Source organism: Cupriavidus sp. YAF13 (assembly GCF_052113425.1).
Taxonomy (GTDB): domain Bacteria; phylum Pseudomonadota; class Gammaproteobacteria; order Burkholderiales; family Burkholderiaceae; genus Cupriavidus.
The window spans coordinates 159,867-179,014 of sequence record NZ_JBFRDD010000001.1 but is presented as its reverse complement, the minus strand read 5'-3'; the positions used below and the strand labels follow the sequence as shown (position 1 = coordinate 179,014).

At 66.0% G+C, this 19,148-nt stretch carries 13 protein-coding genes; 5 read left to right on the top strand and 8 right to left on the bottom strand.

Annotated features, from left to right (window positions below):
- Positions 1 to 106 precede the first annotated feature (106 nt).
- A complete protein-coding gene (locus AB4061_RS01120) occupies positions 107 to 619 on the bottom strand; it encodes an AmiS/UreI family transporter (protein WP_174427428.1) in 513 nt (170 codons plus the stop codon).
- 218 nt (positions 620 to 837) lie between these two features.
- Positions 838 to 2,070: a helix-turn-helix transcriptional regulator gene (locus AB4061_RS01115; RefSeq protein ID WP_441630134.1), complete on the bottom strand. Its 1,233-nt coding sequence runs from the start codon at positions 2,068 to 2,070 to the stop codon at positions 838 to 840.
- Between the two features lie 315 nt (positions 2,071 to 2,385).
- Here AB4061_RS01115 and AB4061_RS01110 point away from each other — a divergent pair, with 315 nt between their 5' ends.
- On the top strand, positions 2,386 to 5,136 hold the full coding sequence (locus AB4061_RS01110; protein ID WP_441630132.1) for an ATP-binding protein: 2,751 nt from the start codon (positions 2,386 to 2,388) through the stop codon (positions 5,134 to 5,136).
- The gene (locus tag AB4061_RS01105) at positions 5,133 to 6,431 is read left to right on the top strand and encodes an EAL domain-containing response regulator (protein WP_441630130.1); all 1,299 of its coding nucleotides are present in this window, start codon (positions 5,133 to 5,135) and stop codon (positions 6,429 to 6,431) included. The genes AB4061_RS01110 and AB4061_RS01105 overlap by 4 nt, the downstream gene beginning before the upstream one ends.
- Before the next feature lie 161 nt (positions 6,432 to 6,592).
- On the opposite strand, the gene AB4061_RS01100 is transcribed toward AB4061_RS01105, so the two are convergent.
- The 4 genes from AB4061_RS01100 to AB4061_RS01085 form a co-directional block, all read right to left on the bottom strand.
- Positions 6,593 to 7,855: a serine hydrolase domain-containing protein gene (locus tag AB4061_RS01100; RefSeq protein WP_441630129.1), complete on the bottom strand. Its 1,263-nt coding sequence runs from the start codon at positions 7,853 to 7,855 to the stop codon at positions 6,593 to 6,595.
- A 338-nt stretch (positions 7,856 to 8,193) separates the two neighbouring features.
- Positions 8,194 to 9,183, bottom strand: a complete 990-nt coding sequence (locus tag AB4061_RS01095; RefSeq protein WP_441630127.1) for a tripartite tricarboxylate transporter substrate binding protein — start codon at positions 9,181 to 9,183, stop codon at positions 8,194 to 8,196.
- A gap of 69 nt (positions 9,184 to 9,252) precedes the next feature.
- Positions 9,253 to 10,407, bottom strand: a complete 1,155-nt coding sequence (locus AB4061_RS01090; RefSeq protein WP_441630126.1) for a CaiB/BaiF CoA transferase family protein — start codon at positions 10,405 to 10,407, stop codon at positions 9,253 to 9,255.
- Positions 10,397 to 11,377: a hydroxymethylglutaryl-CoA lyase gene (locus AB4061_RS01085; protein WP_441630124.1), complete on the bottom strand. Its 981-nt coding sequence runs from the start codon at positions 11,375 to 11,377 to the stop codon at positions 10,397 to 10,399. The genes AB4061_RS01090 and AB4061_RS01085 overlap by 11 nt, the downstream gene beginning before the upstream one ends.
- Positions 11,378 to 11,662: 285 nt before the next feature.
- On the opposite strand from AB4061_RS01085, the gene AB4061_RS01080 reads away from it, so the two are divergent.
- The 3 genes from AB4061_RS01080 (at position 11,663) to AB4061_RS01070 (ending at position 16,694) form a co-directional block, all read left to right on the top strand.
- Positions 11,663 to 12,565, top strand: coding sequence for a LysR family transcriptional regulator (locus AB4061_RS01080; RefSeq protein ID WP_441630122.1), 903 nt, complete (start codon positions 11,663 to 11,665; stop codon positions 12,563 to 12,565).
- Positions 12,566 to 12,976: 411 nt separating this feature from the next.
- The gene (locus tag AB4061_RS01075) at positions 12,977 to 15,706 is read left to right on the top strand and encodes a UPF0182 family membrane protein (RefSeq protein WP_441630120.1); all 2,730 of its coding nucleotides are present in this window, start codon (positions 12,977 to 12,979) and stop codon (positions 15,704 to 15,706) included.
- A gap of 124 nt (positions 15,707 to 15,830) precedes the next feature.
- Positions 15,831 to 16,694 (top strand): c-type cytochrome, encoded by an 864-nt coding sequence (locus AB4061_RS01070; RefSeq protein ID WP_441630118.1) that lies wholly within the window; start codon positions 15,831 to 15,833, stop codon positions 16,692 to 16,694.
- A 43-nt stretch (positions 16,695 to 16,737) separates the two neighbouring features.
- Here AB4061_RS01070 and AB4061_RS01065 read toward each other — a convergent pair whose 3' ends face one another.
- Positions 16,738 to 17,862, bottom strand: a complete 1,125-nt coding sequence (locus AB4061_RS01065; RefSeq protein ID WP_441630440.1) for an AAA family ATPase — start codon at positions 17,860 to 17,862, stop codon at positions 16,738 to 16,740.
- Positions 17,863 to 17,939: 77 nt separating this feature from the next.
- Entirely contained in the window at positions 17,940 to 18,644 is a 705-nt protein-coding gene (locus tag AB4061_RS01060; RefSeq protein ID WP_441630116.1) for an RNA ligase family protein, read from the bottom strand.
- Positions 18,645 to 19,148: the final 504 nt, after the last annotated feature.

Below are 19,148 nucleotides of genomic sequence, written 5' to 3'. Positions count from 1 at the left end.
CAGCCGCCTTGGCTGCATGCCTGGATCAGCGTTGGTCGCGTGCGGCTGCCCGCCGCCGCGTTGCGGTCTATCTTTGAGGGCTGTCTTTGAGGGCTGTCTTTGGGGTCTATCTGAATGATTCGCTCAGCAGCAGATAGCCTGGCAGCCAGCCGGTGGCGATGCCTGCCAGCACAGTGGCAACGCCGGTGAACTTGAGGATCGGGCGCTGCATCGCCAGCAACAGGAAGTACAGGAACCACAGCACGCCCCAGCCGACCCAGCACCAGGCGAACCAGGTATCCCAGACGGAGTTGGCATGGCGCAGCGCATCAATGGCGACGGGAATCACCGTGACCGACACGAACAGGCTGAACCAGCCCAGGCCACGCCCGTCCGCACCGTTGAAGCGGTTGAGCGCAACCCACAGGTAGGTGAAGGTAAACAGCAGCGTCAGCGCACCGGCCTTGATGGATGCGCTATCCGCCTCGCCGCCGAAGATCAGCCGCAGCGACACCAGCATCGTCACCCCGCCGGCAAAGATATTGACGACCCAGATCTCGCGGTCGCCAATCTTGCCCAGCAGCCACAAGCCGTTCAGGCACAGCACGGCTCCTACGTAAAGCAACGTCAGGCCTAGCATGGCGTATCTCCTCCGCGACGGATTCTGGTTGTTCTTTTTCTGTTGGCGCCGGCTGCCTCGCGGCACCGCGTGGCGACGGGTCAACTATAAGCAGGCCCGCGCGGATGCGAATCCTTCACGGCGAGGATTCCGCGCGTCATGCGGCTGGGTGAGGCGGCCTCACCCAATTGGATGAGCCGACGGATAAGGCGGCAGCGCGATGGCCAGGTGAGGGATGTTCAGGCCGGCGGGCAATGCTGCGCGTGCAGGCGCACCAATTCCATCTGGCCATGGGTGTTGGTCTTCTGGAAGATCTGCTTGAGGTGGCTGCGCACCGTGTTCTCGGACACGTGCAGGACCTGTGCCAGGCTGGCAATGGAGTGGCCGGCGAAGACCAGCGCGTTGACCCGCGCCTGGGCCTCGCTCAGCTTGAACTGGCGCGCGAACAGGCAATCGTGGTGCGCATGCTCCGCGCCCTGCCGGCGCGCGCTGACCACCACCAGCGCGCGCTCCTCGCCCAGCCCGTTGCGCATGGATGCGCCGGCGGGCTGCAGCGTGAGCGTCGTGGGCAAGGCAAAGCCGGGCGCGGAAACCGACAGCACCTGCGTGGGCACCAGCGCGGCCTGGCCCGGGTGGGCGTCGCGCGTGTCGCCGGCCTTGGGGGGAAGTCCTTGGGCAGCCCCGGCCAGCGTGGCCAGCATCTCGTGCAAGGTGCGGTGGTCGGTCGGCATCACCGCGGCAAGATACTCGCCATCCCGGTACAGGCCGCTGCCCTGCCCGCACAGCGCCTGCGCGCTGCGGTTGCAGTAGACGATGCGCCCATCCTGCTCGACCAGGAAGGTCGCGTTAGGATGGCCGTCGATGACGCACATCAGCGCCTGGCTCAGGTCGGCGGCGCTGTGGCGGTGCCAGCGGTTTTCCAGCGACAGCGCCATATGCGCGAGCAGGCCGCGGAACTCCGCCTTCTCCTTGCTGGCAAAGCGCCGCTGGTCTTCACGCCGGTACAGCTCAAGGTAGTAGACGACATCCGCCTCGCGCGCCACCACCCCGCACAAGCGATGCAGATAGCGATGGGGCCGCAGCAACGCCTGGTAGTAGTCCGTGCGAACCAGGTCGCCGCTGCCCAGCATGTCGTCGCCGCTGATCACCTGCAGGGGCTGGTAGGCCGTGCTGGAGAGGAACCACGGGTTGCGCGCGGAGTACTGCGCAAAGGTGCGAAAAAACGCCGGATCCTCTGGTGCGCCGTGCAGCACCGCGCCCTGGCCGCCGGCCAGGTGCCGCCGCGCCAGCACGGCCGTGCCCGCGGCGAACTGATCGCGCACCAGCGCAACCACGCCACGCCAGCCATCGTCGTCGCGCGCGGCGTGGATACGGTAGATCAGTTCCCCGGCCTGGCTATTGGGGCTATTGGGGCTATTGGGGCTATCGGCGCTATCGGCGCTATCGGCGCTATCGGTATTCTGGGCGGGCAACCGCGCATTCTCCTTGGCATCGGGCACAGCGGATTCGGGCAACAGCGAGCGCGATGCCGGCGGCTCCCGGCCTCTTCGATATGAGGACTGCCGGCCAGTGTTTGCGCTGGCACCCTAAATGTCAAGGCGCCGCGCCATGCTGCCGCGCAGCATCTCCGCGGCGGGTTGCGGCGCGCTTCGGCCCCTTCCAGCGCAGCGCGCATGTCATTGCGCGAGGGGCGGATTCAGACAATAATCGGAGCGCCCGCTGCCAGCCATCCCGACCCGGATCGCCCCCCCCTCCCGGAGCCGCATCGCACCCGACGCCACCACGCCATGCGCATCAAACGAGAATATCAATCCTGGGTCGCGAACGAAACGCTGGAGGATTACGCGCTGCGCTATGCGGCACGCTCTTACCGGCGCTGGTCGCCGTTCACGCTGGCCAACACGGCCATCGGCGGCGTGTCCTTCCTGGCGCTGGAAGCCATCGGCGCCAGCGTCACGCTCAGCTTTGGCTTCCAGAACGCGTTCCCGGCCATCCTGCTGGTCTGCGCGCTGATCTTCCTGATCGGGCTGCCGGTGGCATACCACGCCAGCGTGGCCAACGTGGACATCGACCTGCTCACGCGCGGCGCGGGCTTCGGCTATGCCGGGTCCACCATCACCTCGCTGATCTACGCGTCCTTCACCTTTATCTTCTTCGCGCTGGAGTCGGCCATCCTGGCCCAGGCGCTCGCCATTGCCACCGGCCTGAACCTGACAGTGGGCTACCTGGTCTGCTCGCTGGTGATCGTGCCGATGGTGTTCTTCGGCGTCACGCTGATCAACAAGCTGCAGATGTGGACACAGCCGCTGTGGGCGGTGCTGCTGGTGCTGCCCTTCGCCTACATCCTGCGCCACGATCCCGGCGTGCTGGCGCAATGGGCGGCATTCACCGGGCGCGACGCGGCCTCGCCGGCGTTCAATGTGCTCGCGTTTGGCGCCGCCACCGGCGTGCTGTTCTCGCTGATGGGCCAGATCGGCGAGCAGGTGGACTACCTGCGCTTCCTGCCCGAGCGCACGCCGCAGAACCGCTGGAGCTGGTGGAGCGCGCTGCTGCTGGCCGGCCCGGGCTGGATCGTGATCGGCGGCCTCAAGGTGCTGGCGGGCAGCCTGCTGGCGGTGCTCGCGCTGCAAGCCGGCGTGCCCGCCAGTCGCGCGATGGAGCCGATCCACATGTACGTGTGGGCATACGGGCAGGTATTCGATCGGCCCGAGGTGGTGCTCGCGGTGGCGATRCTGTTCGTGCTCGTGTCGCAGATCAAGATCAACGTGACCAATGCCTATGCGGGCTCACTGGCCTGGTCCAATGTGTTCGTGCGGCTGGCGCACTACCATCCGGGCCGCGTGGTTTGGCTGGTGTTCAACGTGCTGATCGCGCTGTTGCTCACCCTGCTGGGCATCTTCAGCACGCTGGAGGCCGTGCTGAGCGTGTATTCCAACCTGGTGATCGCCTGGCTCGGCGCCCTGGCCGCTGACCTTGTCGTGCTCAAGCCGCTGGGCATCAGCCCGCGGCACATCGAGTTCCGCCGGGCCTACCTGTATGCGTTCAACCCGGTGGGCTGCGGCGCCATGCTGATCGCCTCGCTCGCCGGCATCGGCGCTTACTCCGGCTTGCTTGGTGCGCTGGCGCAAGCCTATTGCGCCTTTATCGCGCTGGGCGCTTCGTTCGCCAGCGCCATCCTGATCGCCTATGCGACCCGCGGCCAGTACTACATCGCGCGGGAGGACCCGCATCCCCTCGACGAGCACACTGACGAGCCGATCCGCTGCTGCATCTGCGAGCGCGACTACGAAGCGCCGGACATGGCGCACTGCCCCTTCTATGCGGGGCCGATCTGCTCGCTGTGCTGCGGCCTGGACAACCATTGCCACGATGCCTGCAAGGCGCCCGGCACCGCCGCGCAAATGCAGGCGGCGCCGTGGCAAAGCAGTTTCCTGCGGATACTGCCGCCGCATTTCCTGCGCAGGCTGGCGCGCTTCCTTGGCCTGTTCGTGATTGCCGCGGCGGCCATGGGCGCCGTGTTCCTGCTCGCCTACCGGCTGATCGGCGAAGGCCATGCCGCCCACGCCGACGGCATCGGCGGCCTGCTGCTGCGCGTGTACTCGGCCACCCTGCCGCTGCTGGCTTTCGGTGCGTGGTGGATCGTGCTGTCACACGAAAGCCGCGAGCTGGCGCAGGCGGAACTGATGGAGTCGCTGCGCCATCTCGAGTCCGCGCGCAAGCACCTGGTGGACGCGGAAAAGATGGCCTCTCTCGGCGGACTGGTCGCGGGTGTGGCGCACGAGATCAACACGCCGGTGGGCATCGCCGTCAGCGCCGCCTCCTACCTGCAGGACCGCACCAGCGCCACGCAGGCGCTGGTGGCAAGCAACGGGCTGGCACCAGAGGCGCTGCAGCGCTACCTGTCGGATGCCGCGCAATCCGCCCGTTTGCTGCTGTCCAACGCCAACCGCGCTGCGGAGCTGGTGCAGAGCTTCAAGCAGATGGCGGTCGACCAGACCAGCGAAAAACGGCGCGGCTTCGACCTCGGCGACTATATCCGCGAGACCGTGGTCAGCCTCGACCCGCGCCTGCGCGACACGCACGTGCAATTACTGATCGACTGCCCAGCCGGCATCGCCATGAACGGCTACCCCGGCGCGATCGCGCAGATCCTCACCAACCTGGTCATGAACTCGCTGGTGCACGCGTTCGGCAGCGGCGACACAGGCCCTGTGCGCGGCACCATCCGCATCGCCGCCCGGCTCGCCGCCGGTGACGAAGTCGTGATCCGCTACGCCGACGACGGCAGCGGCATTCCAGATGCCCTGCATGAGAAGATCTTCGAGCCCTTCTTTACCTCGCGCCGCGGCAAGGGTGGCAGCGGCCTGGGCCTGCATCTGGTCTACAACCTGGTGACCCAGCGCCTGGGTGGCACCATCGCCGTGGGCCATGCGGGGCGTGCGGAGGGCGGCGGCACCGTCTTCACCCTGCGCATGCCCCGCATCACGCCCTCGGCGAAGGCCACCATCCCGATCGTATCCGCCAGGACTCTGCCATGAACGCCTCCTTGTCGATGCCCGCGTGGCAGGTCCTGCTGGTCGATGACGACCCCGACGTGCACGAGATCACGCGCCTGGTGCTGATGGACCTGACCTTCTCCGGGCGCAAGATCCAGTTCCACAGCGTCTATTCCGGCGAAGCCTGCCGGGCCCACCTCGCCGCTCACCCCGATACGGCGCTCGTGCTGCTCGATGTCGTGATGGAAACCGACGATGCCGGCCTGGCCACGGTGCGCTACATCCGCGAGCAACTGCGCAACCCCGACCTCCAGATCGTGCTGCGCACCGGGCATCCCGGCATGGCGCCGGAGCGCGAGGTGGTGACCGGCTACGAGATCAATGGCTACTTCCTCAAAACGGAGATGACCGCGCAAAAGCTGACCTCCGTCGTCATCGGCGGCCTGCGCGCGTACCAGTACGTGAAGGCCTTGCAGCAAGCCCATGCCCTGCCCCAGCCGGCCCCGCACACGCAAGGCGCGCCGTGCGCGCCCGGGCGCCCAGCCTCCGAGGCAGGTAGCGGCGCGCAGATCGAAGCTGCCATAGAACAAGCGCTGCACAGCGGCCAGTACCGGCTGCAAGCCGTCTCCCAGTTCGACCTGGGCTCCGCCGCCATCACGGCCATCGCACTGCTGCCGGCGTGGCCGGGCCCCACCGGCTGGATGCCGCATGCCGAGATCGCCGACCACGTGCGCAGCCCAAGCCTCATTGGCGCGATCAATGCCGCGCTGCTGCGCCGCGCCTGCGAACTCGCGCTAGCCTGGCACACGGATCCGCAAGCCGCCCTATCCAGCCCGGCCCGCGTCAGCGTCCCCATCCTGCTGCCGCTCATGGCCGGCGCCGAGGAGTCCGAACTGCTGGCGTTGCCGGAACTGCTCCGCCAATACCTGCGCGAGACCGCCCAAGCCGGCAACGTGCTCGACCTGCAATTGCCGGGCATCCTGCTGGGCACCGCCACGGAAGCCGCCCGCCTGGCCTGCGCCCGTATCCAGGAGCAAGGCGCGTCCGTCACGCTGGCCGACGTTGGCAACACGCCCATCTCGCTGGCCAACCTGCAGCGCTTGCTGCCTGACCGGCTGCAGATTCCCCAGGGCTACGTGCGTAACGTGGCAACCGATGCCAAGCGCGCTGCCATCGCGCGTGCCGTGATCGCGCTGGCGCACACGCTCGGCATGCAGGTACTGGCCAATGGCCTGGCCAGCTCGGAAGAGCTGCAGTTCTTCAAATGGGAGGGTTGCGACGTTGGGCAGGGGGACGTGCTGGGCAGCGTTCGGGAGGCCACGGAGTGGAAGGCTTGAGGCGGTCCGGGCGCGGTTGCGCCGGCGCCGCCATCCACGCATGACGCGGGCTATCCGAGGCAGGTCAAATGCCATCGTTGCGCGCCGCGTGCGGTTGACCTTGCCCGAGCCTGGACGTCCCGACTCAGGCTCCACGTCCCGTGTTGCGGCTCGCCAGGCGCTTAGCGTGCCGCGGCACCCGGCTCGGTGATAGCGCTGTAGACCAGCGTGCGCAGCTGGCGGCGCACCGGGTAGGCGGACGAGGGCAAGAGCTGGGTCAGGAACAGTCCGATCAGGTCCTCCTGCGGATCGACCCAGAAGAAGGTGCTGGCCGCGCCGCCCCAGAAGAAGTCGCCGGCGCTGCCTGGAATCAACGTGGTCGCCGGCGTCACCGTGGTGGCGAAGCCGAGCCCGAAGCCAACGCCATCATAGGTGGCTTCGCTGAACATGGAGCGCGACATGCGCGGCAGGTCCACCCCGCCCGGCAGATGGTTGGCGGTCATCAGCGCCAGGGTCTTCGGCCCCAGCAGGCGCACCCCATCCAGCTCGCCGCCTTGCAACAGCATGCGTGCGAAGCGCATGTAGTCAGCCGCGGTGGACACCAGGCCGCCACCGCCGGAGAGGAAGCTGGGCGGCTTCAGGTAGGGGCTGGTGCGGGGATCGTCCTGCAGGACCGGCGCGCGCGCGGATACCACCTTCGAACCGAGCGAGCCGACGGCGTAGCAGGCGCAAAAGCGCGAGGCCTTGTCTTCCGGCACGTGGAAGGCAGTGTCAACCATGCCCAGCGGATCGAATATGCGCTCCTTCAGGAAGGTCTCGAAAGGAATTCCGCTGATCTTGCCGACAAGGTAGCCCAGCACGTCGGTGGCGACCGAGTAGTTCCAGGCCTCGCCCGGCGAGAACTCCAGCGGCAGCTTGGCCAGCTTCTCGATCATGTCGTCCAGCGTGCCGCCGGTGGCGAGTTCGCCCAGCATCTGCTTGCGGTAAGCGGCGTCGACGTTGGTGTTCTGCTGGAAACCATAGGTCAGGCCGGACGTGTGGCGCAGCAGGTCGACCACCAGCATCGGGCGCGCAGCCGGGCGCGTCTGGAAGCTCTCCATGAAGCCCCCGGCGTAGACACCCAGGTTTTCCCATGCCGGGATGTACTTGCTGACCGGATCGTCCAGGGCGATCTTGCATTCCTCGACCAGCATCATGACCGCCACCGAGGTGATGGGCTTGCTCATCGAGTAGATGCGGAAGATCGAATCCTCGGCCAAGGGCACCTGGCGCTCGCGGTCAGCCAGGCCCAGCACCGAGTTCAGGACCAACTCGCCGCGCCGCCACACCTGGATGAGGCTGCCGGGCAACTTGCCGGTCGCGATATAGGCGTCGTCGATGAAACGTTCGACCCGCCCAAGCCGCTCGCCGGACATCCCCTGCGTTTGCCTGCCTTGCATATCCATGTCTCCTCATTGTCATTGCATTGATGCCCGCGCCGCCAGCGCTTGGCCGGGGCAGCCCCTCGATGTCCCGAGCCGGCAGGGCGCGGCGATCTTGGTCGCACCTACCGTGCCGACCCAAGGATACCGTAGGTGCAATGCCGGCTCGCCGGCCGGAAATGCCGCTCGCTCGCACCTCGCCATCATGACATCGGCGCCTCCCCACGCCAAGCGGGCTGCACGGGCAGCGGCAACGTTCGATGAAGCCGGAGAGGCGGTGAACGCCACGGCGTGGGCCGACGTCTACCGCACGGCTTGCCTCAATGCACCGAACAATGCGATGCGCTATGCAGCCTCTACCCTTACTCCAGGGTCACATTGGCCTTCTTGACCAGGGCAGCATAGCGCGCCGCTTCGCTCTGGAAGAACCTGGCGGCTGCCTCCGGCGTGCCGGGATTGATCGTGTTGCCCTGCTTCTTCATCGCTTCCAGCACGTCCGGGCTGGTGAATGCCTTGGCAAACAACGTGTTGAGGCGCTTGACCTCGGCCGGCGGCAGCCCTGCCGGGCCTACCACGGCAAACCAGCCCTCGACCGCGTAGTTGGGCAAGCCTTGTTCTGCGATGGTGGGAATATCCGGTGCGGCCGGCGAGCGCGTCGCGCCACACAGGCCGATCGCGCGCAGGGATCCGCTCTTCAGATGCGGCGCCACGGCATTCAGCGCTACCACGCCCATCTCCACCTGGCCAGCGATCAGGTCGGTCAACATCGGGCCGGTGCCTTTGTAGGGCACGTGGCGGGCTTTGACGTGCGCTTCATCGAGGAACATCTCAGCGGCGAGCTGGATGATGGTGCCGTTGCCCGACGATGCATAGTTGAGCGAATCGGGCTTGGCCTTGAGCAAGGCAATGAGTTCCTGCACGTTCCTGGCGGGAACCTTGGGGTTGACCACCAGGACCAGCGGCGTGGAGCCGATCACGCTGATGGGCGTGAAGTCCTTGATCGCGTCGAACGGCATCTTCTTGTACACGCTCGGGTTGATCACGTGGTTGTTGGAGAACAGCCCCAGCGTGGTGCCATCGGGTGGCGCCTTGGCCACCGCCGCCGCGCCGGTCATGCCGCCGGCGCCGGGAAGATTCTCGATCACCACCGGCTGGCCCAGGCTCTTGCCCAGCGAAGGCCCGGCAGCGCGTGCGATCGCGTCCACGCCCGAGCCAGCGCTGATCGGCAGGATCAGGCGCACCGGCCGGCCCGAGCCTTGGGCCAGCACGGTGCCTGCCAGCAAGGCAAGCGTGAGTGCCATCGCCGAAGCGGCCATGCCGAGTGCTGCCCGGCGCGAAAGGGGGAATGCCATGTCTGTCTCCGTATGTTTATCGTTCTAGTCCGCGTGGCCGTCCGAAGCCACGTGGCAAAGTGCGAAGCTTCAGTCCGGGATATGCGCGCCGAGGCCGGCCAGGATCTCGTCGTTGTGCTCGCCAATGCCCGGCAACGGCATGCGCACGCCAGGCCTGCGTCCGCCCATCAATAGCGGCAGCAGCACAACGTCCGTGGTGCCGCCGTCCTCGGTCTGCATCGGCACCAGGCCTCCGCTTGCCTTGAGGTGCGGATCCTCCAGCAGTTGCTCCGGACGCATGATGGGCGCGTAGGGAATGCCCGCGGCTTCGAGCTTCGGCGAAAGCGCCTCCACGCGATGGTCCTTGAGAATCTCGCCCAGCCGCTCCAGCAATGCCGGGCGTACAGCAACGCGCATGGCGTTGGTGGCAAGTGCCGGATCGGCTGCCAGGTCGGGGCGTTGCAGCACGTCGCACAAGGTGTTGAACTGCTTGTCGCTGACGGCACCGATAAACAATTGCTCGCCTTCGGCTAGCGTGAACACGTCGTAGACGCTCCAGGCGGAGACGCGCGACGGCATCGGCGGCGGCGGCGCGCCGGTCATCGAGAACTGCTGCATGTGCTGGGACGACAGGAACACGCAATTCTCGAACAGGGCGCTCTGCACTTCCTGTCCCTTGCCGGTGCGGTCGCGCTCCCGCAGGGCAGCCATCACGCCGATGGCGCCGAACATGCCGCCCATGATGTCGTTGACCGAGGTGCCGGCGCGCAGCGGGCGGCCCTTGGGCCCGGTCATGTAGGACAGGCCGCCCATCATCTGCACGACTTCGTCAAGCGCCAGGCGGTGTTCATAGGGCCCGGGCAGGAAGCCCTTGTGCGAGACGTAGATCAGCTTGGGAAACCTGGCGGACAGCGTGGCGTAGTCCAGCCCGCATTTCGCCATCAGCCCCGGGCGGAAGTTCTCCAGCAGCACGTCGCACTGGCCAATTAGCTCCGCTGCCRTGGCCTGCCCTTGCGGGGTGGTGATATCGATGACGACGCTCTTCTTGTTGCGGTTGAACGAGCGGAAGAAACCAATGCCAAGGCCGGGCAGGTTGCGCGTCTTGTCGCCACCGGGCGGCTCGACCTTGATGACTTCGGCGCCCAGGTCCGCGAGGATCATGCCGCAGGTCGGGCCCATCACCATATGCGTGAACTCAACCACGCGGACGCCGGCGAGCGGCAAGGAGGCATTATCAGTGTTCATGATCGACTCTCAGGCGGAAAGCCGCATCGGCAATCGATGCAGGAAATGTCTTGGGCAAGCCGGCGCGCCACAGTGTGCCGTGCAGGGTTTCAGTGGCCAGCCAGCCAGCTACGCGCGCGCGCAGCGACAGCAAGCGGCCGATGTCGATGCCGGTTTCGAAGCCCATGCTGCCTAGCAGGAATGCCAGGTCTTCCGTGGCGACATTGCCGCTGGCGCCGGGCGCGTGCGGGCAGCCGCCGATGCCGGCGAGGCAGGCATCGAAACGGGTCACCCCGGCTTCCAGGGCAGCATAGACATTGGCCAGGCCAAGCCCGCGCGTGTCATGGAAGTGGCCGCACCAGAAGCGGTCGCCGGCAATTGCCGTGGCGCGTTCGAACAGGCTGCGCACCATGGCGGGGTCGGCATAGCCCACCGTGTCGGCCAGGCTAACGCGATCCGCGCCGGCATCCAGCAGGGCCTGCATCAGGCGCAGCACCTCGTCCGGATGCACATGGCCCTGGATCGTGCAGCCGAAGGCCGTGCCCACGCCACCTTCGATTAACGTCTTGGAGCCGGCCGCGTCACGAGCGGCACGGATCCTGGCGACCTCGGCCACCACGTCGTCGGGTGTCTTGCGCAAGTTGGCCAGGCTATGCGCATGGCTGGCGGAGAGCGGCATCAGCATCAGGTCCGCGCCGCTGGCGATGGCGTTCTCCGCGCCTCGCAGGTTCGGCACCAGGACCGAGACGAACAGCCCCGGCAGCGACTTGGCAAAGTCCACGAGTTCCGCGGTATCGGCAAGTTGCGGCAACAGCTTCGCCGGGACGAAGGAGCCCACCTCGATCTCGCGCTGGCCTGCCGCGTAGGCCGCCTGGATCCACTCGCGCTTGGCGGAAGTCGGCAGGATGGTGGCGATGCTTTGCAGCCCGTCACGCAGCCCAACCTCGCGGATCACGGCTTGGCGCGGTGCCGATGGAGTGTGCGTTGTCATTGGATCTGTGTTCCCTCGGAGGTTGGTGCCTCGGTCTGGCCTATGCACTCTATGTTGTTCCGGCCTGAGCCAGAAGCGGTAATCAAGAAGCGCCAGCATTCCGGATTGGAACTTCTAAGCGAATCATCCCGATGCGTGCCCAAGCCAGCGGCCCACCAGCTGCCGCGCACGAGGTGCCAAGTGCCGCCGCTTGCGTCCAGCCCGGGGAATTTCCGGTTGTGACAAAAAACGTTAAGATAGCCGCACTAAATTTCCAGATTGGAAATCCTCTGTTGAAGGCTCTCGATGCGTGATCTAGACCTCACCTCCCTGCGCCTGTTTGTTGCGGTTTGCGAGACGCGCAACATGGCGCGCGCCGGCGAACAGCAGCACATCGTGGCTTCGGCCATCAGCAAGCGGCTGGCGCAGCTGGAAGACACGGTGGGCGTCACGCTGTTCGAGCGGCGCCGGCGCGGCGTGATCCCGACCGCGGCGGGTGAGATCCTGCTTGAGCACGCTCGCGCCATGCTGGCCGCGGCTGATCGCGTGGAGCGCGACATGGCCGACTACGGCACCGGCATCAAGGGGCAGGTCCGCTTGCTGGCCACCGTATCGTGCATGGCCGAGTCGCTGCCCGACGATATCGCGAGCTTCCTGCAGGTGCCCGCGCATCGGGACATCCGCGTCACCGTCGAGGAAAGCCTCAGCCGCGATCTCGTCCGCTCGTTGCGTGAAGGATCCGCATCGTTGGGTATCTGCTGGGATGCCGCGGATCTGGAAGGATTCCAGACCCGGCCCTATCGCAGCGATGCCCTGGCGGCCATCGTGCATCCCGAGCACCCGCTCGCTAGCCAGGCGGATTGCACGTTCGAGCAAACGCTGGAGTTCGACCACATCGGGCTGCCCGGGCAGACGGCTGTGCACACCATGCTTGCACGCGCCGCGGCCATCATCGGCAAGCCGATGGCGTACCGCGTGGTGGTTTCCTCGTTCGATGCGTCCCTGCGCTGCGTGCGCGCGAATCTGGGTCTTGCCATCGTGCCCCGCGAGGTGGTTGAGCCCATTTACGCCAGCTTTGGCGTACGGGTGATCCCGCTCACCGATCGCTGGGCGCAGCGCCGCTTCGCGATCTGCTTGCGCGACGAGGCAAGCCTCTCGCCAGCGGCAAGACTGCTGGTGGACTACCTGGAACAAAAGGCAGCAGGCTGACAGCCCGCCGGCGCTTCATCTCAAGCTTCATCCCAGGCTTCAGCGCATGGCGTTGCGCAGCCGGCGCAGGCTGGATTCACGATGACAAGGCGTACAACAAACCGAGGGCCAGCAGGCATCCGGTCAGTTTCAGGTAGTACCCGCCACCGTGATGAGGTTGGCCTGTGCGTGGTGCATTGCGGCTGTGCGGCATCATGTTGCTCACCGGATTGGACAGCCCACAGGTTAAGAACTCGCCCATGCAAAAGGCGTAGAAAGCTATCAGCCGGGCATAAACAGCCCGTCAATGTCCATCAGCCGCCGGATGATTCCCCACCTACAATGAATTGTCGGGCGGGGCTGGCTTGGACCTTTGCCTTGTTGCGGGCAGCCGCAGGCCACGGATGACGGTCCGGCAAAGGAGCATGATCGATGCGCTCGCCAGGGATATCCGGCCTGCGCCTGAGGCGCATTGCCGCCAGGGTTGCGGTTGGCATCATCGGCCTGATCGTCATCGGCCGCCTCACCGGCATGCTGATCGACTGGCTGTGGTTTTCCTCCATCGGCTATGTCAGCGTTTTCTGGACGGTCCTTGTCACCAAGGTGCTTCTGTTTGCCGCCGTCTTCGCTGCGTCGGCGGGCGCGATCTGGGTATCGGGATCGCTGGCGCACCGCTATGCGAGCCCGCCTGGCTCCTGGAAGGCGGAGGTCTTGAGCGAGCTGGTCGGCGAAGTCGCGCCGCACCTGCCCTGGCATGCCGCCATCGCCGGTGCCGCCGTCCTCCTGGGCCTGCTCCTCGCCACCAGCGGAATCCCGGACTGGGACCTCGTGCTTCGCTACTTCAACCAGGTGCCCTTTGGCAAGGCCGATCCGATCTTCGGCAAGGACATCGGCTTCTATCTCTTCTCGCTGCCTGCCTATCTTGCACTGAGGAACTGGCTGTTACTGCTGCTGTGCTGCAGCGCAGCCGCCGCCGCCGTGGTGTACGGGATGCGCGGCGACATCGCCTGCATGCGCTCGCCGCGCGGGCTTTCGCCTGCGGCCGCCGTCCACGGCTCGGCCCTGCTGGGCTTGTTCTTCCTGCTGCAGGCCTGGTCCTACTGGCTCGACCGCTTTCTGCTGCTCTATGGGGACAACGGCGTGGTGGTGGGCGCCAGCTATACCGATATCCATGTGGGCCTGCCAGTCCTGTGGCCGCTGATCGGCCTGGCCACCGCGGCCGCAGCCGCTTCATGGGCCAATATGCGCTGGCGGGGCTATCGCATTCCTGCCGCCTCGGCGCTGGCCGTGTTCGGCAGCGCATTCGTACTGGTGCTGATCTACCCGGCGCTGTTCCAGCGTTTCTATGTCAAGCCGAACGAATTGCAGCTGGAGACGCCCTATATCGCCCACAATATTGCGCTGACGCGCGACGCCTATGGCCTGGCGCAGATAGCGGTAAAGCCGTTTCCCGCCGACCAGAACCTGGATCTCGCCGCGCTGCAGGCCAATCGCCCAACCATCGACAATATCCGCCTGTGGGATCTGCAGCCGTTGCGGGATACCTACGCGCAGTTGCAGGAGATCAGGACCTATTACAAATTCCTGGCGACAGACATCGACCGCTACCGGTTCGACGCCCGTTACCAGCAGGTGATGCTCTCGGCGCGGGAGCTGGAACCGTCGCTGCTTCCTGCCAATGCCCAGACCTGGGTCAACCTGCATCTGCTGTTTACCCACGGCAATGGCGTCGTGATGTCGCCGGTCACGGAGAAATCCACGGAAGGCCTGCCTACGCTTTACCTGAAGGATATTCCGCCCGTCTCCAACGGCGGCCCGCGCATGGTTGAGCCGCGCCTGTACTTTGGTGAAGGCGGCAAGGGCTATGTGATCGTCAACGGCAACACCCCCGAATTCGATTACCCCAAAGGCGATGAGAACGTCTATACGACCTACCACGGGCGCGACGGCGTCGCGATCGGCAGCGTGGCGCTGCAGGCCCTCTTCGCCTGGCAATTCGACGATCCCAACATCCTGGTGACCAGCTACATCACGCCCGCGAGCCGAATCCTGCTCCATCGCAATATCCAGGACCGGGTACGCACGATCGCCCCGTTCCTCAGCCTCGACCGTGACCCCTACATCGTCGTGAGCGGCGGGCGGCTTTTCTGGATCCAGGATGCCTACACCACCAGCCGCTGGTTCCCGTACTCCCAGCCAGGCACCGGTGACGGCGACAATTACATCCGCAATGCGGTCAAGGTGGTGATCGATGCGTACAACGGGACTGCCGATTTCTACATCAGCGATCCGGCTGATCCCGTCGTGCGGACGTACCAGCGCATTTTCCCGGGCCTGTTCAAGCCGCTGGGCGCGATGCCGCAAGACCTGCAGCTGCATATCCGCTACCCCGAAGACCTGTTCCTGATCCAGGCCCAGGTCTACCGCGCCTATCACATGGAAACGCCGGAAGTCTTCTACAACAGAGAGGATCTCTGGCAGTTCCCGCGCAAACAGGCCGACATCGACGCGGGCACCGGCCCTGGCTCGCCCATGACGCCCTACTACATGATCGTGCGGCTACCGGCGCAGCCGCGCGCCGAATTCGTGCTGATGCTGCCGATGGTGCCCAGCCAGCGCGAGAACATGATTGCGTGGCTGGCGGCGCGTTGCGATCCGCCTGACTACGGCAAGCTCGTCGTCTATGCCTTTCCCAAGGACAAGCTGGTCTATGGGCCATTCCAGATCGAGGCGCGCATCCAGCAAAACACCGAGATCTCGCAGCAGATTTCGCTATGGAACCAGATGGGTTCGCGCGTCATCCGCGGCCACCTCCAGGTCGTGCCCATCGACAACGCGATTCTCTACGTCTCGCCGCTCTACTTGCGCGCGGAGTCCGGCCAGTTGCCAGAGTTGAAACGGGTGATCGCCGCCTATGGCGACCATGTGGTGATGGAGGAATCCTTGGGCGCGGCCCTGGCGGCGCTCTTCAAGGAAGCGGCCCCGGTGGCGGCCGCGCCCGGTGGCGCGCCAGATGGCCGCGCCCGCGAGGCACTCGCCCACTATGACCGCGCCATGGAGCGATTGAAGGCAGGCGACTGGGGCGGCTTTGGCGCCGAACTCGATGCACTGAAGCCACTGCTCGAAGCGCTCGGCGCCAGGCGCGCCGATGCGCAGAAATGACGAACGATCATGCAAACAACCGCGCCGGTCGCCACGCCGGCGATAAAGCCGACACGCGCTTGCAACGGCTAGAATGAGCGCCTACGACCGCCGCACCATGTTCGCTCGCTCTGGAGGAAGACCCATGAAAGCCTGGATCGCAATGGCCGTTGGCGCGCTTGGCTGCGCAATGGCGTTCCTGGCGGGTCCGGCTTGCGCCGCGGACACGGCGACGCTGACCATTGCGGCCGGTGCGCAACAGCGCAACTACACGCGGGATGCGCTGCTGAAAGACCGCCGCCTGACCGATGTGACGGTGGACGACGACAACCTGAAACGCCGCCTGACATTCAAGGCGATCCCCTTGGCCGCCTTGCTGCGCGGCATGCCGGTGACGGCCGACGCGAGCGCGACGACCGCAGCCAGCGATGGCTATGTCTCTCACCTGCCGACGCGCCTGTTGCTGGCCGAAAGCGCCGACGAGCCGCGCGCCTGGCTCGCGGTGGAAAATCCTGCCGCGCCGTGGCCGACGCTCAAGGGCCAGGACATCGGGCCGTTCCGCCTGATCTGGACAGTGCCGGCGGGCCGCGCCGCTTCCCTTGTCAACGAGAGCCTCTGGACGTACAGCATCGTGCGCATCGACATCACCGCGCCGCCGGCGGAGCGCTTTGCGGCCATCCGGCCCGCCCCCGGCCTGCCGGCGGACGGCGCGGTCATGCGCGGCTTTGCGACATTCCAGCGCGTTTGCTTCTCGTGCCACTCCCTCAACCGGGTCGGCGACGCGCACCTTGGCCCCGACCTGAATGTGCCGCACAGCGCCGTCGACTATCTGGGCGACGACAAGCTGGCCACGCTGATCCGCGACCCGCAGTCGCTGCGCTGGTGGCCCAACGCGCGCATGTCGGCGATCGACGAAAAAACGCTGTCCGACGCTGATCTGAAGGACTTGCTGGCGTATCTGCATCACATGTCTGGACGCAAGGCGGCGGCGCCCGCGGCGGGTTCCTGAGCCTTGATGCACCCGTGCCGGATGGCACGGTCCGGCATCCGGTTCAATTGACAATGTGATAGGTGACCGAGTGCGCCTCAACTGGCGACACCACCTCCCACCTGTGGAGCATTCTCTCGATGGCCGCATTCGTCAGCGTGGTGTCGCGCTTGCGGTTGCGCGACAGGATGGTCTGCTCCGCGGCCTCCAGATAGACGACATTGACTTCAGCGCCGTACGCGAACAGCAAGTCGAGGGTTTTCGCGCGCATCTGCCGGCTCAGGTGCGTCGCGTTCCAGACGAACGGCATGCCCTCGCGCAGCAGCGCTTTTGCCTGGTCGACGGCAAAGTGCATCGCCGCGCCCTCGTTCTTCCCGTACTTCAGCCCAAGGGCCTCGCGTGCGTCGTCAAACCCCACAACCGGCAGACCGGCGCAGCATGTCTTGATCCAGGTGCTCTTGCCTGTGGCTGGCAGGCCGCTCAGGACCGTCACGGTGGAGCCCGCCTCGCGGTGGTAAGCATAGTCCGGATGTACGTCTTCGCCCCGGAGGTAGCGCATCCGAGTCCAGCGGTCCGCGAAGGCGCGTGGCTGGCCATAGCATCCCTCCTCGCGCGCTAACTCGCGAAACAGCGCGATGTCGACCAGCACGTCTTCGCTGTCTGCGCATACCCGCCCACGCATGTCGGCCTCGGCCAGCGCCGCCAGCTCGCTGACGTCGAGTTCCAGCGACAGGCGCCGCACCACCATCTCCGCGGACTCGCCGGACCGGCTTCCCCGGATGGCATAGAACGGCAGCTGATGCACGTGGATCAGCCGGCAAACCGCTTCGCGCAAGGCAAAGGGCACGCCGCTGCGCCACAACAGCACGCGCGCATCGACCGCGCCGCGCGCAGAGTGGCCCGGCTGGCCGATCGCCCCGGTTTGCGGGTCTACCCGCGTGGTGGCGGGCTTTGCGATGTCGTGCAGCAGCGCCGCATGAAACAGGACAAAGCGGCGCTCGGGCGTGGCCGCCGCATAGTCATCCAGCCCCACCAGGGACTGGACCACCAGTTTTGTATGGGTCCAGACGTCGCCCTCCGCGTGATAGCGCGGATCCTGCGGCGTGCGGCGCAACGGCTCCAGGCATGGGAGTGCCGCCATCAAGGCCTGCCAGTCCGGGTCCACGCCCGGGGCAGGCACGAGTGCCATCAGGCTCGCGTAGGCAGGCGCCCGCAACACGGATGCCGTGCGCAGCGATTGCAGGTTCGCTGCGGTCAACAGTTCGGTCATTTCCATTGCGGCTCTCCTGCGTGTTCACGCATGTGGTTCTGCTCGAACGCGTGGTTGTGCATCCAGTGCGCGTCCGTCTGCACATGCCCGGTGCGCACGAACTTCGCCACGCAGCGCTTGAAACCGGCATAGGGGAACTCGCCCGCGATCCGGACCACATAGCCCTCCATCCGCTCGCGCTCACGTTCGCTCCACAGGGCCTGGATCGCCGCGGCGTCGAACACGCCGTCGTAGAGCACCGGCACCGGTTCGATACCGAGCAGCGCAAACCACTCCAGCGTTTCATCCCAACCGAGGCATACATTGCGCGCGTTCCAGATCGAGAACCCGAGGAAGAACGAAGCCAGTTCCCGGTAACGGATCGAATGCGTGGCGAACAGGTTCTCGCCACAGACTCGCCAACCCTGCGGAATATCCGTGCGCATCGCGCCCCAGAATCCCTTGAGCCAGTCACGGCTTGGATGATGGCGGCTGTCCAGGCTCCGGGCGTGCATGCCCGTGCGGTAGAGCGAAGTGTTTTCTCCGTCCATCTTGGACGTGACAATCACGCGGCAACCCTGGAAGGCACCCAGGGACTCGATCCTCCGGTCATCGTCGCTGAGCCCTGGCGACCACGGCAAATGCGGCGTGCGCGGGTATTTCACGCGATCGGCTACCGGGTCGGCAGGGTTGGTTTCCCGAAGCACTTCGGGTTGTTGCATCGTCATTTCGAACTCCATAAGACATGGGAGCCGACGATGGGATGGCGCGTGGCGGTATTGGTGGTGCCGGCAGGCAACTCAGGCCTGGGACAGCGTAAGCGCTTGAGGCAAGCACAGCAGGCGAAGAGCGCGGGCGCGCCATCGGCACTCTGCATGTGCAGGTGTCGTCGGCATCAGAGGGTGATGGCGGACATGCGGGGCACTTTACTCTCCAGGAACAAGGGGTGAACGATCAACTGCACAAGCGTGCAGGTGCCGGATATTACACAGGCGGCGCCGGTGCGTAAATCGTGCGTTGCTCGCTTTCCACACCACGCGCGCCCGGACCTGCGGCCCGATTGGCGCTTTGCAGCGTGGCACGGGCGGGCTGTGCGCGCCCGATCCCGGCATAATCCGCAGGAGATACCCAGACGAGCCGGCGCAAAACATGAACGACTGTCCCCGATGCGCGCACCCAGGGCTTGCCGCTTGCCTTGGCGAGGTGACCCATGGCGTTGCGGCCCC

Excerpts from the sequence above, each read along its gene's own strand:
- AB4061_RS01080 (WP_441630122.1), top strand. The coding sequence starts at position 11,663 with ATGCGTGATCTAGACCTCACCTCCCTGCGCCTGTTTGTTGCGGTTTGC.
- AB4061_RS01085 (WP_441630124.1), bottom strand. The coding sequence starts at position 11,377 with ATGACAACGCACACTCCATCGGCACCGCGCCAAGCCGTGATCCGCGAG.
- AB4061_RS01065 (WP_441630440.1), bottom strand. The coding sequence starts at position 17,862 with ATGGCACTCGTGCCTGCCCCGGGCGTGGACCCGGACTGGCAGGCCTTG.
- AB4061_RS01075 (WP_441630120.1), top strand. The coding sequence starts at position 12,977 with ATGCGCTCGCCAGGGATATCCGGCCTGCGCCTGAGGCGCATTGCCGCC.
- AB4061_RS01070 (WP_441630118.1), top strand. The coding sequence starts at position 15,831 with ATGAAAGCCTGGATCGCAATGGCCGTTGGCGCGCTTGGCTGCGCAATG.
- AB4061_RS01105 (WP_441630130.1), top strand. The coding sequence starts at position 5,133 with ATGAACGCCTCCTTGTCGATGCCCGCGTGGCAGGTCCTGCTGGTCGAT.
- AB4061_RS01120 (WP_174427428.1), bottom strand. The coding sequence starts at position 619 with ATGCTAGGCCTGACGTTGCTTTACGTAGGAGCCGTGCTGTGCCTGAAC.
- AB4061_RS01100 (WP_441630129.1), bottom strand. The coding sequence starts at position 7,855 with ATGGATATGCAAGGCAGGCAAACGCAGGGGATGTCCGGCGAGCGGCTT.
- AB4061_RS01060 (WP_441630116.1), bottom strand. The coding sequence starts at position 18,644 with ATGCAACAACCCGAAGTGCTTCGGGAAACCAACCCTGCCGACCCGGTA.
- AB4061_RS01095 (WP_441630127.1), bottom strand. The coding sequence starts at position 9,183 with ATGGCATTCCCCCTTTCGCGCCGGGCAGCACTCGGCATGGCCGCTTCG.